The sequence below is a fragment of the Stenotrophomonas sp. BIO128-Bstrain genome (assembly GCF_030128875.1).
GTDB lineage: Bacteria > Pseudomonadota > Gammaproteobacteria > Xanthomonadales > Xanthomonadaceae > Stenotrophomonas > Stenotrophomonas bentonitica_A.
Window position 1 is genome coordinate 3,484,729 of record NZ_CP124620.1, and the last position, 15,171, is coordinate 3,499,899.

13 protein-coding genes are annotated in these 15,171 nt (G+C 67.2%); 5 read left to right on the plus strand and 8 right to left on the minus strand.

Annotation, left to right across the window (positions count from 1 at the left end; genetic code table 11):
* Positions 1-14: 14 nt before the first annotated feature.
* The 8 genes from POS15_RS15940 to POS15_RS15975 all read right to left on the minus strand — a co-directional run bounded on the left by POS15_RS15940 (position 15) and on the right by POS15_RS15975 (position 9,398).
* Positions 15-566, minus strand: a complete 552-nt coding sequence (locus tag POS15_RS15940; RefSeq protein WP_046272864.1) for a hypothetical protein — start codon at positions 564-566, stop codon at positions 15-17.
* On the minus strand, positions 563-1,315 hold the full coding sequence (locus POS15_RS15945; RefSeq protein WP_019185962.1) for an HAD family hydrolase: 753 nt from the start codon (positions 1,313-1,315) through the stop codon (positions 563-565). Before POS15_RS15945 ends, POS15_RS15940 begins: the two co-directional genes overlap by 4 nt.
* 109 nt (positions 1,316-1,424) lie before the next feature.
* On the minus strand, positions 1,425-1,841 hold the full coding sequence (locus POS15_RS15950) for an EF-hand domain-containing protein (RefSeq protein ID WP_019185963.1): 417 nt from the start codon (positions 1,839-1,841) through the stop codon (positions 1,425-1,427).
* Between the two features lie 220 nt (positions 1,842-2,061).
* The gene (locus POS15_RS15955) at positions 2,062-2,439 is read right to left on the minus strand and encodes a hypothetical protein (protein ID WP_070426491.1); all 378 of its coding nucleotides are present in this window, start codon (positions 2,437-2,439) and stop codon (positions 2,062-2,064) included.
* 43 nt (positions 2,440-2,482) lie between these two features.
* On the minus strand, positions 2,483-3,217 hold the full coding sequence (locus POS15_RS15960) for a M15 family metallopeptidase (RefSeq protein ID WP_284128474.1): 735 nt from the start codon (positions 3,215-3,217) through the stop codon (positions 2,483-2,485).
* Positions 3,171-4,748 carry a serine hydrolase domain-containing protein gene (locus tag POS15_RS15965; RefSeq protein WP_284128475.1) on the minus strand — a complete coding sequence of 526 codons (1,578 nt, stop codon included), beginning with the start codon at positions 4,746-4,748 and terminating at the stop codon, positions 3,171-3,173. The genes POS15_RS15960 and POS15_RS15965 overlap by 47 nt, the downstream gene beginning before the upstream one ends.
* Positions 4,749-4,843: 95 nt before the next feature.
* The gene (locus tag POS15_RS15970; protein WP_284128476.1) at positions 4,844-7,870 is read right to left on the minus strand and encodes a TonB-dependent receptor; all 3,027 of its coding nucleotides are present in this window, start codon (positions 7,868-7,870) and stop codon (positions 4,844-4,846) included.
* A 43-nt stretch (positions 7,871-7,913) separates the two neighbouring features.
* Positions 7,914-9,398 carry a transglutaminase domain-containing protein gene (locus tag POS15_RS15975; RefSeq protein ID WP_284128477.1) on the minus strand — a complete coding sequence of 495 codons (1,485 nt, stop codon included), beginning with the start codon at positions 9,396-9,398 and terminating at the stop codon, positions 7,914-7,916.
* Between the two features lie 133 nt (positions 9,399-9,531).
* Between POS15_RS15975 and POS15_RS15980 the strand changes: the two genes are divergently transcribed.
* The 5 genes from POS15_RS15980 to POS15_RS16000 all read left to right on the plus strand — a co-directional run bounded on the left by POS15_RS15980 (position 9,532) and on the right by POS15_RS16000 (position 15,128).
* Entirely contained in the window at positions 9,532-10,977 is a 1,446-nt protein-coding gene (locus POS15_RS15980; protein WP_026070216.1) for an SH3 domain-containing protein, read from the plus strand.
* Complete coding sequence (locus POS15_RS15985; RefSeq protein WP_019185970.1) at positions 10,978-12,084, plus strand: dipeptide epimerase; 1,107 nt, start codon at positions 10,978-10,980, stop codon at positions 12,082-12,084.
* Positions 12,085-12,205: 121 nt separating this feature from the next.
* Entirely contained in the window at positions 12,206-13,054 is an 849-nt protein-coding gene (locus POS15_RS15990; RefSeq protein ID WP_019185971.1) for a MurR/RpiR family transcriptional regulator, read from the plus strand.
* A gap of 17 nt (positions 13,055-13,071) precedes the next feature.
* On the plus strand, positions 13,072-13,830 hold the full coding sequence (locus tag POS15_RS15995) for a L,D-transpeptidase family protein (RefSeq protein ID WP_284128478.1): 759 nt from the start codon (positions 13,072-13,074) through the stop codon (positions 13,828-13,830).
* The gene (locus POS15_RS16000; protein ID WP_284128479.1) at positions 13,794-15,128 is read left to right on the plus strand and encodes an amino acid permease; all 1,335 of its coding nucleotides are present in this window, start codon (positions 13,794-13,796) and stop codon (positions 15,126-15,128) included. Before POS15_RS15995 ends, POS15_RS16000 begins: the two co-directional genes overlap by 37 nt.
* Positions 15,129-15,171: the final 43 nt, after the last annotated feature.

A 15,171-nucleotide genomic window follows, 5' to 3' on the forward strand; every position in this document is an offset into this window, starting at 1 on the left:
GGTGCATCATCGCGTCAGCGCGTCGCTGCGGCCGGTTCCGGATTGGCCGCCGCACGCTGGCGCTGCTCGCGGTTGCCGAGCTGGCGCTGCAGCGTGGCATCAAGGGTTACCGGGCGATCCCAGTGATCGTGGCTGGCGACGATGGCATGGCGCAGCGCGCGCCAGTGCAGGTTGGTCGGCGTGACCGGAAGCTCGGCGACCACGGCTTCCCAGCGCTTGGCCTCGCCCTCCTCCGGCACCGCGCGCGACCATTGCTGCACGCTCTCGCGGCAGGAACGTTCGATCACGTGGGCCCAGAAACAGGCGAAGTAGATGTCGCCCGCCTGCCAGCCGTGGGTGTGCATCAGCGCGGCGATGTAGCCGCGCGAGACCACGGCGTAGCGCGAGACTTCATCCAGGAAGCTATCCGGGTAGCGCTCGGCGTAGTGGTTGATGTCCTGCAGTTGGGTATCCACCCAGGCATCCCCGGTGTCCACCACGTAGGCGGCGGACTTCTCCGGGGTCTGCTCGGCCGCCGCCGCCCAGGGCAGCATCAACAGCAGCGCGAGCAGCCCGGCGCGCATCATCCGGCCTGCGCCGCCTTGGCTTCGATGGTGCGCAGCGCCTGCGGCCACTCGAAGGCGGTCGGTGCATCGACCATGCGCGGCTCATCGTCGGCGACGCCATGCTGGGTTTCGTGCGCCCAGGTCACCGCGTACGGGGTGTGGATGCCCCAGCCGCCCAGGGTGATCACCGGCTCGATGTCCGAGCGCAGCGAATTGCCGACCATCACGAAGCGCTCGATCGGCAGATCGAACTCCTCCAGCACGCGGGCGTAGGTTTCCGGGTCTTTCTCGGAGACGATCTCGATGCGCGGGAACAGGTCGCGCAGGTTGGCCAGCTTGATCTTGGCCTCCTGGTGGAACAGGTCGCCCTTGGTGATCAGCACGACCGGGTAGTCGCGGGCGATCTCGGTGACCGACTCGCGGACGCCATCGATCAGCTCCACCGGGTGGCGCAGGGTGTCATGGCCGATGTCGAGCATCTGCTGCAGGTCGCGGGCGCTGATGGTCTGGTTGGTGATCTCGATGGCCGCTTCGACCATCGACAGCGTCATGCCCTTCACCCCATAGCCGAACACGCCGAGATTGCGCTGCTGCACTTCCAGCAGGTGGCGCGCGGTCTGGGTGTCGTGCACGTCGATATAGCGCGACAGGATGTCGAGGTAGTCCTGCTCGGCCTTGCGGTAGTAATCCTCGCTCTTCCACAGCGTGTCATCACCGTCAAAACCAACCAGGCCGATAGCGCCTTGCGGCGTGGGCAGGGAAGTCATCATCGGCCAAGGATACCAACAGCGGCGCAGCGGCCCCACCCCGGCGGCGCATAAAGAAAGGGCGGCCGAAGCCGCCCTTTCCCCCTCACTGCGCTACCGGTGTCCCCGGTCCTTACCTGCTCTGCTGGGCGCCCGTATCTGCGGCCTTGCCCTGCTGGGCAGCCACGTACGCCTTGTATTCATCCGGCGAGAGCTCGCCGTCCTTGTTGGTGTCGGCCTGGTCGAACACCTGGGCAAGACCCGCGTTCACCTGTGCCTCGGCCTTGCTGATGGTGCCGTTGCCGTCGGTATCAACGCTGGCCCAGGTCTGGCCACCGCCTCCGTTGGCCTGCGCGGAGGCCTGCGCTGCGGCGTTGGCAGCGGTATCTGCTGCGTCGCCGGCCTGCGCCGCCGCCTGCTGTGCCTGGGCGGCCTGATTCTGGGCCTGCGCGGCACTGTGCTGCGCCGACTGGGCCATCGCCGGAATGGCCAGCACACTGCCTGCGGCGACGATCAGGGCGATCAGGGGCTTGCGGATGCGAGTAGTCATTGGGGTGGTCTCCTTGGTTATGTGTTGCGCGGCCTGTTGTTTCCGCACGGCCCCACACTGCCACCCCGTTTGTGAATCGATATTGCCCCTTGATCGCACTGCGCACGCCGCCTTAACCACCTCCCCGAACGCGTGCATTACCGCAGTGGTTAGCCGCAGGTGAGCAGTTGGTAACACAGGCATTCAACGGCGGCGGATTTAACCGGATGCGAACGCAATCTCACGCGGCGTTGCTGTTTTTTTCGGCTGAGCGGGAACTGAACAAAAGCCACCCCAGTGCGACACCGCCGATCGCGCCGGCCACTTCGAGCACCACGCGTGAGCCCAGCTCGTTCGGATCGTGGATGCTGGCCAGGAACAACCGGGCGTACAGCGGCGACTCCAGCCGCATCATGCCCATGTAGAACAGGTTCCACGCATCGATGCCGGCCGAGGCCACGACCGCGATCACGCAGGCCCAGCCGATCGCGTGCCCATCGGTCCACCCGGCCCAGCGGCACAGTCGATGCCACAGCGCATACACCAGCAGCCCGACCAGCAGCGCGATCAGGCCCGCTTCCAGCGTTCCCAGCAATCCAAAATGCAGCGGCAGGTTCATCGTGGTCCGATCAGGCGGTCAGCGCACAGTGTAGCGGTGCGCCTCAGCGGACCGGCACGTCGTAGGCGGTGGTCGGCGCCGGCTCGGGCTGCAGGGTGAAGTGCCACCACTCCATCGGGTAGTTGGCGAAGCCGCGCCGGGCCATCGCCTGGCGCAGCTGCTGGCGGTGGCGGCGCTGCACCTCACTGATCTCCGGCGCATCGGTATGCGCACGCGGGCCGAAGAAATCGAAGTCGGTGCCCATGTCCATGGGGGCGCAGGGACCCGTGCGGCAATCGAGCAAGGTCAGGTCCACGGTGGCGGCGCGGCTGTGGCCGGAAGTCTCGGCGATGTAACCGCCCAGCAGGGCCGGCTTGTCGATGTCCGGATACTGCAGGGCCTTGCGCGACTGCTCGTGCGGGTCGTGCGCCCAGGCGACGAAGGCCTTCACCGCGTGGGCCGGGCGGTAGCAATCAAAGAGGCGCAGCGCGAAGCCTTCGGCGCGCAGGTCGGCCTCCACCTGGGCCAGCGCGGTGGCCGCCGGGGCGACCAAATAGCACTTGGGCGCGTCATAGCCGGGCACGCGCCGGCCGGTGAAGTTGTCCACGCCGGCGTAGCGGATGTCCTGCTCGATTGCCGGTGCCAGTGTGCGGATATCGACCAGCCCGGCCTCGGCCACGTCGCGGGCCGGCAAGACGGTGACCGCCGCCGCCGCGTGGGCACTGCCTGCCAGCAGCGCCAACAGCAGCGTGCTACGGGCAATCGCCGACGCGGGAGAAGTGCAGGTCCTGGTAGTCATAACTGAAGTCGATCTCCGGATCGATCGCGGCCAAGGTCAAGGTGGGCGGCGCACCCGGCTGCAGTTGCAACCAGGGCTCGGCATCGGCCCCGAGCGTATCCCACTGCACCAGCCAGCGCTCCCCGAGCTGCATGACCTGGCCACGCAGCCTCGGCGACTTGGCCACGCTGAAGCGCAGCGTGCCCTGCTGCGGGCAGAGCAGGGCCTCGCCCAGCCACGGGTCGCGGTAGCGGCCCTGCGCGGCCGCCGTGGTGCGAAGCGGGGCCGGACGACGCGCACGGGTATCCGGGCGCACCTGCCCGGCCTCGCGGCGCCCGGCGCGCTCCTGCTCGAGCAGAGCCAGATAGTGGTCCACATCTGCGCCGTCATCCGGCGCGGTGTAGTGCTTCAACGCCGCCTGCATCAGCGCGGTGCGTGCATCTTCGGCGTCGCTGTTGATCAGGATCACCACACCCACCTTGCGGTCCGGCAGCAGCGCGAGTGAGGAGTACATGCCCGACAGCGTGCCGGTATGGGCCACCTTCCACTGCCCGTCCATGTCCGACAGGCGCCACCCATAGCCATAGGCGGAGACGTGCGCGTCGTCCCAGCGGCGCTGCCGCTCGCCCAGTGGCATCGGCATGTGCGCGGTCCACAGCGCGTGGCGCTGCACCGCGCCCAGCCACCCGGGTACGCGCGCGGGATCGAGCAGCACCTGCATCCAGCGGGTCATGTCGTGCAGGCTGCAACGGATGCCGCCGGCGGCCATCGAAGTCAGATCGGGACTGAGGTCGCCATCGGCACCGCGCACCACGCTGCGACCGTCCTTCCGTGTATGCGGCTGGGCAACATTGCCGACCGCCGTGACCGACCACGCGCCGACCTGGCAGCGATCCATCCCCAACGGCACGAAGACCTCCTCGCGCAGCAGTTGATCGTAGGGCTTGCCGCCGGCGGCAGCAGCGACTTCACCCGCCACCACATACATCAGGTTGTCGTAGGCATAGCCGCTGCGGAAGCTGGTGACCGGCTTGAGGTGGGCCAGCCCGGCGATGATGTCCTGCCGGGTAAAGCGGTTCGGCTCGGGCCACAGCATCAGATCGCCCGCCCCCAGGCCCAGGCCGCTGTTGTGGATCAGCAGGTCGCGCACCTGCATCTGCTGCGTCACCCACGGGTCATGCATGCGGAACTGCGGCAGGTACTTGATGACCGGGTCGTCCCAGCGCAGGAGACCGCGGTCGACCAGCCGGGCCAGCAGCGCGGCGGTCATCGCCTTGCTGTTGGAGGCGATCTTGAACAGGGTGTCCGGGTTGATGGCCTCGCCCTGCCCGGCCTGGCGCTCACCACGGGTGCCGGTGAAGACAACTTCCCCGTCTTCGACCACGGCCATGGCGATGCCGGGCAGGTGTTCATGGGTGACAGCCTGATCGAGCAGCCGATTGAACGTGTCGGCCGGATCGGCTGCCCATGCGCTGGGCGCGATGGCCAGGGTGCAGGACAGGCCAAGCGTGAGAAGGCGGGATGGGATACACGGTGAGGTGCGTGACTGCATGGAGTCCCTCGTCATGACCGGAGCGCGTGCAACCGAAGCCGCCCGTGGAAGGCAGGTGCCGACCCACTGTCGGCACCTGCCACGTACGCGCCGGATCAGAAGTTCCAGGTCACCATCAGCTGCGTGTAGCGCGGTGCCTGCCAGCGGGTGCCGGTGTTGAAGGTGTTCTCGCGCACCTGGCCCGGCTGGGCTTCATAACGCTGATGCACGTTGATGACGGTCTGGTTGTTGAACAGGTTGTAGACCGACAGGCGTGCGCTCAGGTCGATGCCCTCCACCGGCAGGCGCCAGGTGACGTTGGCGCCCATGGTCCACGTCCACGGCAGGCGACCGAAGGCACCACGTGGGCTGTACTCGAACTGGCGCTGGTCATACGACCCCGAACAGTTCGCCACGCACAGCCAGCCTGTGCCGCCGCCGCTGCCTTCGCTGGAGGTGCTGCCACCGGCGACCGTATCGTTGGGCCACATCACGCCGAACGCCGTGATCGGGCCACCGGACAGTACCTGCAGCGTGGTGCCGAACGACCACTGCTCGTTCAGCGCATAGGCGGCGCGGAACTTGAACTGATGGCGGAAGTCGTTGAACAACGGCCCGTAGCGCTGGTTGTTGGACGGATGATCCCAATGCTGGACCATGCCGGTGTCGCCGTAGTTGGTGTCCGAGTTGACCGGGCCTTCGAAGTTGCCATCGCTGCGCGACCACAGGTAGGACGCGTTGAACAGCCACTTCTCGTCCCACGCGCGATCGATCTGGAACTCCAGGGCCTTGTAGGTGCGCTTGGGCTTGGAGTAGCCGACCACCTCCAGGCTGCCGCCCTTGCGGTAGCCATCCTTGGAGGTATCGATGGTGATCCAGCCCTCGGTGGCGCAGCCGATGCTGGAGTCGCCCCAGATCGTCAGGCTCTCGCCCGGGTTGGCGATCGGCCACAGGGTGGTGCCGGTCGGCCCGCACGGGGTGTGGTTGATGCGCATGTCATCCAGCGCGCGGTCCATCTTGCGGTAGGTCGCGTTGACGCCCCACGACCAGGCCTGGTTGATCATGGTCTGGAAGCCGAGGATGTACTCATCCTGGTAGACCGCCTTCAGGTCCTTGTCCACGCTCTGGCGCAGGTCGGCCGCGCCGGTGTTCATGCGGGTATCGACCGGGCCGATCTGCTGGCCGATGACCGGGGCCATGTACGGTGCGCCGGTGACCGGGTTGGCCTGCTGCTGCCAGCCGTTGAGCACGTAGTAGGAGTACTCGTCGGTGAGGCCACCGGCGAAGTTGACGTTGATGTTGTTGGTCACCGGCAGGTAGTAACGGCCGGCGTTGCCGAACAGCTTGGTGCTGCCATTGCCCTTCATGTCCCAGGAGAAGCCGAAGCGCGGTGCGATCAGGTCATCCATCTTGATGAAGGCGTCGCCATCGGCGGTGCGGTTCTCGAAGCGGTCCCAGCGCACGCCGAGGTTCAACATCAGGTTCGGGGTGATGTTCCAGATGTCTTCCAGGTAGAAGGCGTTGGCCTCGGTCTCGAAGGTGCCTCCGGAGACGCGGTTGCGCGCGCGCAGCATCTCGGTCACGCCCGCGGGAACATAGGCATTGGCGCCGTCCCATACCTCATCACCCGGGCGGGCCACGTAGGCGGTATAGCTGAGCTGGGTCGGGCCCGGGTAGCGGGTGGACTGCTCGGTGGTCATCAACTCACGGTCCACGCCGAAGCGCAGCAGATGCGTGCCCAGCTGCCATTCGAAGTCCAGGCGGGCCACCTCGCGCGTGTCGTCGCGCTCGGCAACCGCGGCACCGGTAGGATGGCAGCCCGCGCGCAGGCCGTTGAGCTTGCCCAGGCGGGAGGCATAGCTGGCATCGGTGAACACCGGGCTGCACGCCTCATCGAGCGAGGAGTTGGTGAAAGCCCGCTGGTTGTTCTCGCCCACCATGGCGCGCGCGGTGAAGTTTTCGCCGAAGTGACCGGTGTACGTCGCCGACCAGTTCTTGCCACCGGTCTCGGTGACCGAGTCACCGCCCCACGCGCCGATCTGGTCGTCATCCCAGTCGTAGTTGTACGCGCCGTTGGTGATCTCGCCTTCGTCGGAGAAGGCCAGCAGTGCCAGGCTGTGGTTGTCGTTGATGTTCCAGTCCAGCTTGGCGCCCCAGAAGCCGTTGTCGCTCTTGTTCTTGAACCAGCTCAGCGCATCGGAGGAGGTGTTGTGGCCGGTGTCGTTGCGGTCCTCATACATCGCGAACAGGAACAGCTTGTCCTTGATGATCGGACCGGACCCCCAGACGTTGGTCTTCAGGAACGAGTTGTTGTCGCGGCTTGCGTAGGAGTGCGGGGTGCCATCGCGGTGGAAGTGATCACGCGGGCTGGACCGCCATGCGCTGGGCTCGGCCGTCACCTCCACACCGCCCTGCAACTCGTTGGTGCCCGAGCGGGTGACTGCATTGATCACACCGCCGGTGGAGCGGCCGAATTCGACCGAATAGCCGCCGGTCTTGACCTGGAATTCGTTGAAGAAGCCGAATGGCGCGCTGGAGAAGCCGCGGCGGGTATACATGTCGGTGACGTTCAGGCCGTTGATGAAGACCGCGTTCTCGGCCACCGAGGAGCCGGCGAAGGACAGGCCGCCGAACGAAGAATTGCCGCCCACCACGCCCGGCGCCAGCAGCGCCACCGCCGACAGATCCTGCGCGACCGGCAGGCGCGAGAGCTCCTGGCGGTTCACGTTGAACGAGGTTTCCGTGGAATACACGTCCACGCGATTGACGACGCGGGTGCCGACCACCTGCAGCGCATCGAGGTTGACCACGCCGCCACTGCTGGCCAGGTTGACGGTGGTCGTACCACCGACCGCAACACTGACCGCGAACGGCTCGCCGAGCTTCTGGCCATCGCGGCTCACCTGCAGCTGGTAGTCGCCCACCGGTAGCTGGCCCAGGCGATAGCTGCCGTCGGCGCTGGCCGTCACTGTCCGGGTCAGGCCGGTCGCGTTGCTGACGACCGTGACCTGGTCACCGGCAGTGGCACGCCCCGCGACGGCACCGCTGACATTCTGTGCCGAAGCACTCATCGGTACCAGGCTGCCCAGACACGCCCCGAGCGCAACGCACAGCGCTGCCCGCTTCAATCGATTTACGTTCATTCCCTGCTCTCTCCTGCAGATGTGGAATCGTGGATACCGCCGTTTACCGCTTGGCCTCCAGTGGCACCACGTGCGACTGGACGTCGTAGTTCCATTGATCGAAATACAGGTTGCCGCCGGACCACTCGGCCTCGCCGCGCTGGGAATCCACCGTGTCCGACCGGAAGTGCTGCTTGGCCGGCACCAGTGGCTGGGCGTAGTCGTCGTTGAAGGCGATGCGATAGGCATCCAGCCCACCCAGATAGAAATCGCGCAGCGCGGGCTGCGGGCTGTCCAGGCGCCCGGTGGTGACATCCATCGGTACCCAGCCGTAGGGCGCCAGGTACAGCGCGCCCCAGTCATGCAGGTTGTTGTAGCCGACCGCATCGTCGGAATAGACCATGCCCGACTGCCAGCGCGCGGGGATGCCGTTCAGGCGCAACAGCGCGATCAGCAGCAGCGTCTGCTGCCCGCAATCGGCGTGACCGGCGTGCAGCGCGTAGTCGCTGATGTTGGAGATCGTGGCGTACTCGCGGGCGCCGGCCCATGGAATCCGGTCCACGGCGTCGAACAGCTTCTGGACGATCTGGTAGGGATCGGTTTCGGTCCCGACCACCTGCTGCGAGAACGCGCGCAACGCCGGGGTGAACACCACGTGCGGCGCCTGCTCGGCGAGGTACGGCTTCAGCGCGGGGTCGTCCGGCGTGGGCTGGACCCTGGCAGGATCGATCGTGATATGCCGCGCGTACACGGTGACCGCGTAGCGGATCTGGAACTCGGTCGGGGTGCCGGCCACCGCCTTGCGTTCCAGGTAGGCGGTGCGTTGCAACGCACTGTCAGGCGCCACCTGGGCGCGGTCAGGCGTACTCGCGACCCAGGTGATGTCTTCCTGCTGGCCGGCGATGGCACGTGGGTAGGGAATCCATGCGCGGATGGTTTCCCCGGCCGGCACGGCATCGGGCTTGACCACCAGCGACTGGGTCACCTCGATGCGGCGCGGCACCAGGCTGGTCGCGCCCGTAGCGCGGGCGGCCGCGACGATCTCCTCATGGTGCGGGTGCAGATGCTCATAGGGGCCCTCCTTCGGCAGCGGGGCCCCGGGTGACCGCCGGGCGCGCGCCTCGGCGCTGATCCGGAACAGGTTGGACGGCGCGCGCTTGAAGTAGCGGCGCTGGCCATCGATATCCAGGTGTTCGATCAGGCCGGCAGAATCCCAGCGCGCGAATTCGTCATCGAGAAGGTCGGGAATCTGCTTGCGCAGCTGCGCCTTGGCCGCCGCCGCGTCCAGGGTGAAGTCCAGTCGCATGCGGCGCATCCGCTCGCGCTCGAAGGCATAGGCCTGACGCTCGGCATCCGACAGGCTCGGATCCTGCAACGCCGTGGCGATGTCGACCTCGGCCTGCGCGAACGCACCGCGGTCGATGCCGGCGATCACCGTCGGCAGCGCGACCGGCGCGGCGGCCAGCCCCCACGGCAACGCCAGCAGACCAGCGCACAGGCACCAGACAGCAGGCAGAGGCAATCGCGGTTTGCGCATCACAGGATCCACGGCGACACTTCCCAGGTGCGGGTGGGGTAATCGCTGTGTAACACGGGCCTGATAGCCGGTCAATAATTTATTCTTGCTTTCGCCGAAAAAAGGAATAAATATTCCTGACGCTTCCGAGGAGGGTGACCGCGTGATGATCCAGGCTTCCCCCCACCGCCCCGTGCGGTCCCGCTGGTTGTCGCGCGCCGTGCTGGCGGCGGTCCTTGCGGCCACGCTGGCACCTGCCTGGGCCGAGGCGCCGCGTGCCGCACCCGGCGCCGACTTCGGCGGGGTGATCGCCCTGCGCGAGGCCTATCTCGCGCCCGGCTTCTGGGCCGACCGCCTGCCCGATCCGGACCGCGTGATCCTCGATCGCGCGGGTATCGCCGCACAGAACGCCCGCATGCGTGCCGAGGACGCCTCGATCCACGATCTGCGCGCGTTGCCGGCGCAGCTGCCCCGCGAGCAGGTGCTGGGCAGCATCCAATCGCTCTCCAGGTGGCCCGAGCGCACCTTGTACGGCCAGGATGGCAAGACCATCAGCGACCGGCAGCGCAGCGAGACCCTGGCCAACCTGGCACTCGCCGCGGTTCCGGCGCAGCGCCCGCTGCAGTATGGCCTGGTCACCCATCGCGCCGCGCTGCGCGCGTTCCCGACCGCGCTGCGGGTGTTCAGCAGCCAGGGCGACACCGACATCGACCGCTTCCAGGAGTCGGCGCTGTTCCCCGGCGACGCGGTGGCGGTGCTGCATGAAAGCGCTGACGGGCGCTGGCTGTTCATCACCAGCGAACGCTACTCGGCGTGGATCGAGAAGCGCTTCGTCGGCATCGGCGACGCCGACACCGTGCTCGGTTACGGCCAGCATGGCCCGTACCGGGTGGTCACCGGGGCCACCGCGTTCACCGCGTACACGCCGGAGGAGCCGCGCGTGTCGCGGCTGCAGCTGGACATGGGCGTGCGCCTGCCGGTGATCGCCGGCTGGCCGCTGGAGAAGACCGTCAACGGCCAGCAGGCCCACGCCGCGCATGTGGTGCAGTTGCCGGTGCGCGAGGCCGATGGCCGCCTGTCACTGGTGCCGGCACTGCTGCCGCGCTCGCAGGACACCGCCGACGACTATCTGCCGCTGACCCCACGGACACTGCTCACCCAGGCCTTCAAGTTCCTCGGCGAGCGCTACGGCTGGGGCCACGACTACGACACCCGCGACTGCAGTGGCTTCGTCTCTGAGATCTACCGCAGCGTCGGCGTGTTGATGCCGCGCAATACCAGCGCACAGGCGGTCAGCCCGGCGCTGGACCGCATCGCCTTCAGCGCGAAGGACGGGAAAGCCACGCGCGACACGGCCGTCAAGCAGCTGCAGGTCGGCGACCTGGTCTACATCCCCGGCCACGTGATGATGGCGATCGGCCACATCGACGGCCGCACCTGGCTGATCCACGATACCGCCGGCGGTGGCTGGATCGGCGCGGATGGCACGCGCGTGCAGGCCCACCTCAACGGCGTGTCGGTCACTCCGCTGGAGCCGATGATGGCCAGCGATACCGTGAGCTACATCGACCGCATCACCAACATCCAGCGCCTTCGGCCACAGACCCCCTGAATGAAGATCACCGACATCGAACTCGGCATGCTGCGCGTGCCGTTGAAGACCCCGTTCAAGACCGCGCTGCGCACCGTGGACACCGTCGAAGACGTGGTCGTGCTGATCCGCACCGACAGCGGCCATACCGGCTACGGTGAAGCGCCGGCCACTGCGGTGATCACCGGCGATACGCACGGCTCGATCATCGAGGCCATCGACGGCTTCATCAAACCGCGCCTGATCGGCGAGGACGTGGCCAACCTCAACCGGCTCTGCGGCCTGATCCAGACCTCGATGGAGCGCAACACCAGCGCCAAGGCCGCGGTGGAGATCGCGGTCTACGATCTGTGGGCGCAGCTGCACAACGCGCCGCTGTACCGGATGCTGGGTGGCGGCGACCCGGTGATCACCACCGACATCACCATCAGCGTGGACTACATCGACAAGATGGTGGCCGACTCGCTCTCGGCGATCGAGCGCGGCTTCGAGTCCCTGAAGATCAAGGTCGGCAAGGACATCGGCCTGGATATCGAGCGGGTCAAGGCGATCCATGCCGCGGTGCAGGGTCGCGCCCTGCTGCGCCTGGATGCCAACCAGGGCTGGACCGCAAAGCAGGCCGTGCACGCGATGCGGGCGCTGGAAGAGGCCGGCGTGGTGCTGGAACTGCTGGAGCAGCCGGTGAAGGCCGCCGACATCAGCGGCCTGAAGTACGTCACCGACCGGGTCAACACCCCGGTGATGGCCGATGAAAGCGTGTTCAATCCCGGCCAGGTGTTCGACCTGATCCAGCAGCGCGCGGCCGACATTATCAACATCAAGCTGATGAAGACCGGCGGCCTCTCCAATGCGATCCGCATCGCCGATATCGCCGCGATCTACGGCGTGCCATGCATGATCGGCTGCATGATCGAATCGAGCATCTCCGTGGCCGCCGCCGTGCACCTGGCCGTCGCCAAGAGCGACATCATCACCAAGGTGGATCTGGATGGGCCGTCGCTGGGCCAGTTCAACCCGGTGACCGGTGGGGTCAACTTCAACGAATCGGAGATCACCATCAGCGATGCGCCCGGGTTGGGCATCACCGAGGTGCGTGGGCTGGAGATGATCACGCCGCGGCGGTGGTGACCGTTGTATCCGCCTCGCCGGTCGCCTACGGTAGAGCCACGCCATGCGTGGCTGCCGTTCGCGCAATCCCACCTGCCGCAGCCACCCATGGTGTGGCTCTACCGGATCTGACGCCCTCCCCATGCCGCCCCTGGTGAAAATCCGCTCCGAGCGTGACCACATGTCGGCGATCGAACGCCGCATCGCCGACTTCATCCTCGACAACGCCCACCTCCTGCGCGATTACTCCTCCCAGCAGCTGGCCAGCGCCTTGGGCATCAGCCAGTCCAGCGTGGTCAAGTTCAGCCAGAAACTGGGCTTCAAAGGCTATCCGGACCTCAAGTACTCCATCGGCGAGGCCGTCGCGCGCGCCGGCAGCGACCCGCACAGCCGCCCGCCGCTCCCAGAGGCCGCCAACGACTACACCCAGATCGCCGAGCGCCTGCGCGTGAGCAAGGCCGCCGCCGAGGAAGAAACCTGGCTGGCCAATCCCCAGGCCGACATCGAAGCGATCGTGCAGCTGATCGATGGCGCGCCCAAGGTGTTCGTCTACGGTCTGGGCGACGACGGCCTGTACGCCCGCGAATTCGCCATGCGCCTGTCGCTGCTGGGCATGCTTACCGTGCACCACGCCGACCCGATCCTGATGATGGCCAACCTCTCGGCCGCACGGCCCGGGGACGCGATGCTGGTGTTCTCCGAGTTCGGCAAGCTGCCACAGCTGTTCCAGCTGTCGCGCCAGTTCCAGGACATGGGCGGCAAGGTGGTGTCGATCACCCGCCACAGCGCCAACCCGTTGCGCGCCCATGCCGATGCCAGCCTGGTGCTGTGCGCGCATGACCCGGCGCCGCACGTGGCGCAACTGCTGTACCGTTCTTCTCTGCAGGCGCTGCTGGATTTCGTCTTCGTCCTGCTGTGCCACGCCAACCCGGACCGCCACCGCCAGCTCGGGGTGAACCTGGAACGGATCGAACATTTGATCGACAGCTGATCCTGGAGTCCGCCACGATGATGCCGCTGTTCCGTTCCGTCACCGCCGCCGTGATGCTGGTCATCGCCGCCCCCGTGTTCGCCGCCGCGCTGGAGGGCAGCACGCAGCTGGTCGTGGTCACCACCGAGGGCTGGGAGGCCACCCAGGGCAAGCTGCAGGCCTTCGAGCGCACCGCGAAGGGCTGGCAGCCGCAGGGCGCCGCCTTCGATGTCGCCGTGGGCCGCAGCGGCAGCGCGTGGGGCGAAGGGCTGCACCCGGCCCAGTCCGGGACGCAACGGAAGCAGGAAGGCGATGGCCGCAGCCCGGCCGGCATCTTCGCGATCGGCCCGGCCTTCGGCTATGCGCGCGGCGTCACCAGCGGCCTGCCCTACCAGCCGATGCGCGACACCAGTTACTGCATGGATGTGCCGGACTCGCCGTACTACAACCGCATCGTCGATGCCGAGGTGGTCGGTGCCGAAGCGGTGGAAGGCTCGACCGAGCCGATGCGGCTGGACCTGCACAACAAGGGCGACGTGCGCTACCGCGAAGGCTTCGTCATCGAGCACAACCCGAACGCGACGCCCGGCCGTGGCAGCTGCATCTTCGCCCACCTGTGGCGCACACCCGGTGAGGCGACCGCCGGCTGCACCGCGATGGACCCGGCGCGCATGACCACGCTGCTGGCGTGGCTGGACGCCAGCGCGCGGCCGCGCTTCGTGCTGTTGCCACGCGCGGAATACCAGCGCCTGCAGGCCGAATGGCAGCTGCCCGTGCTGGCCGGGAGCGTGCATTGAGCACCGCGGCGCCCGACCCGCAACTCGAACGCGCGGTTAGCCGCTGGCAGATCGTCGGCCTTTCGATCAACGATGTGATCGGCAGTGGCATCTACCTGCTGCCGGCGGCCACCGTCGCCCTGCTCGGTCCCTTCAGCCTGTGGGGGGTGGTCGCGGCCGGCATCGTGGTCGCCCTGCTGGTGCTCTGCTATGCGCAGGCAGCCAGCTATTTCGACGAGCCGGGCGGCAGCTATCTGTATGCGCGCGAGGCATTCGGCCGGTTTGCCGGGTTCGAGATCGGCTGGATGATCTGGCTCACCCGCATCAGCTCGGCGGCGGCGCTCAGCAACGCGCTGGCCGATGCGGTCGCGCGGTTCTGGCCCTGGGCCGGGCATGACATCGGCCGTATCGCGGTCATCGTGGTCTCGCTGGGCTTCCTCACCGCGGTGAACGTGGCCGGGGTGCGCTCGGCCGCGCGTACCGGTGTGATCCTGGTGATCGGCAAGCTGCTGCCGCTGGTGCTGTTCGTGGCGATCGGCGCGTTCTACGTGGATACCGAGCTGGCCTTCTCCGGCGTACGCCCGGACCCGCACGATCTGCAGCGCATGGGCGAAGCAGCGCTCCTGCTGCTGTATGCCTATGCCGGTTTCGAGAACATCCCGGCCGCTGCCGGTGAGTACAAGAACCCGCGCCGCGATATTCCGTTCGCGCTGATCACCATGATCATCACCGTCACCGTGATTTACGGCGCGGTGCAGTTCATCGCACAGGGCACGCTGGCCGGGCTGGCCAGTTCGCCGACGCCGCTGGCCGATGCCGCCGCCAGCTTCGGCGGGCTCACCCTCGCCCTGATCCTCACCGTGGGCGCAACGATCTCCATCCTCGGCACCAACAGCAACACGATGATGATGGGTCCGCGCTTCCTGTTCGCGTTGGCGCGCGATGGCTACGGGCCGAAGATCCTGGCGCAGGTGCATCCGCGCTTCCGCACCCCGGCGGCGGCGATCATCGCGCAGGGCCTGATCGCCCTGGCGCTGGCCCTGTCCGGTTCGTTCGTGCAGCTGGCGCTGCTGTCGATGACCACGCGCCTGTTCGCCTACATCGGCACGGCCGCGGCGGTGCTGGTGCTGGCGCGCCGGTTCCGTGATCGCCCTGGCGCGTTGAAGCTGCCCGGCGGACCGCTGATCCCGATCCTCGCACTGCTGTTGTGCCTGGCCTTGTTCGCCAGCGCGAGCTGGCAGAACATCGCGGCGGCAGGCATCGCCTTCGCGGTAGGCGCGGTCATCTATAAATTCCCACGCCGCGATCACCAAGCCTGAGCAGGTGTGCAGGTGAATGGCACTTGATGTGTCATTCACCTCG

Bases quoted from the DNA above. Each gene is read 5' to 3' on its own strand.
- POS15_RS15980 (WP_026070216.1), top strand. From the start codon at position 9,532: ATGATCCAGGCTTCCCCCCACCGCCCCGTGCGGTCCCGCTGGTTGTCG.
- POS15_RS15955 (WP_070426491.1), bottom strand. From the start codon at position 2,439: ATGAACCTGCCGCTGCATTTTGGATTGCTGGGAACGCTGGAAGCGGGC.
- POS15_RS15965 (WP_284128475.1), bottom strand. From the start codon at position 4,748: ATGCAGTCACGCACCTCACCGTGTATCCCATCCCGCCTTCTCACGCTT.
- POS15_RS15990 (WP_019185971.1), top strand. From the start codon at position 12,206: ATGCCGCCCCTGGTGAAAATCCGCTCCGAGCGTGACCACATGTCGGCG.
- POS15_RS15985 (WP_019185970.1), top strand. From the start codon at position 10,978: ATGAAGATCACCGACATCGAACTCGGCATGCTGCGCGTGCCGTTGAAG.
- POS15_RS15945 (WP_019185962.1), bottom strand. From the start codon at position 1,315: ATGATGACTTCCCTGCCCACGCCGCAAGGCGCTATCGGCCTGGTTGGT.
- POS15_RS15970 (WP_284128476.1), bottom strand. From the start codon at position 7,870: ATGAACGTAAATCGATTGAAGCGGGCAGCGCTGTGCGTTGCGCTCGGG.
- POS15_RS15960 (WP_284128474.1), bottom strand. From the start codon at position 3,217: ATGACTACCAGGACCTGCACTTCTCCCGCGTCGGCGATTGCCCGTAGC.
- POS15_RS15950 (WP_019185963.1), bottom strand. From the start codon at position 1,841: ATGACTACTCGCATCCGCAAGCCCCTGATCGCCCTGATCGTCGCCGCA.
- POS15_RS16000 (WP_284128479.1), top strand. From the start codon at position 13,794: ATGGCAGCTGCCCGTGCTGGCCGGGAGCGTGCATTGAGCACCGCGGCG.
- POS15_RS15940 (WP_046272864.1), bottom strand. From the start codon at position 566: ATGATGCGCGCCGGGCTGCTCGCGCTGCTGTTGATGCTGCCCTGGGCG.
- POS15_RS15995 (WP_284128478.1), top strand. From the start codon at position 13,072: ATGATGCCGCTGTTCCGTTCCGTCACCGCCGCCGTGATGCTGGTCATC.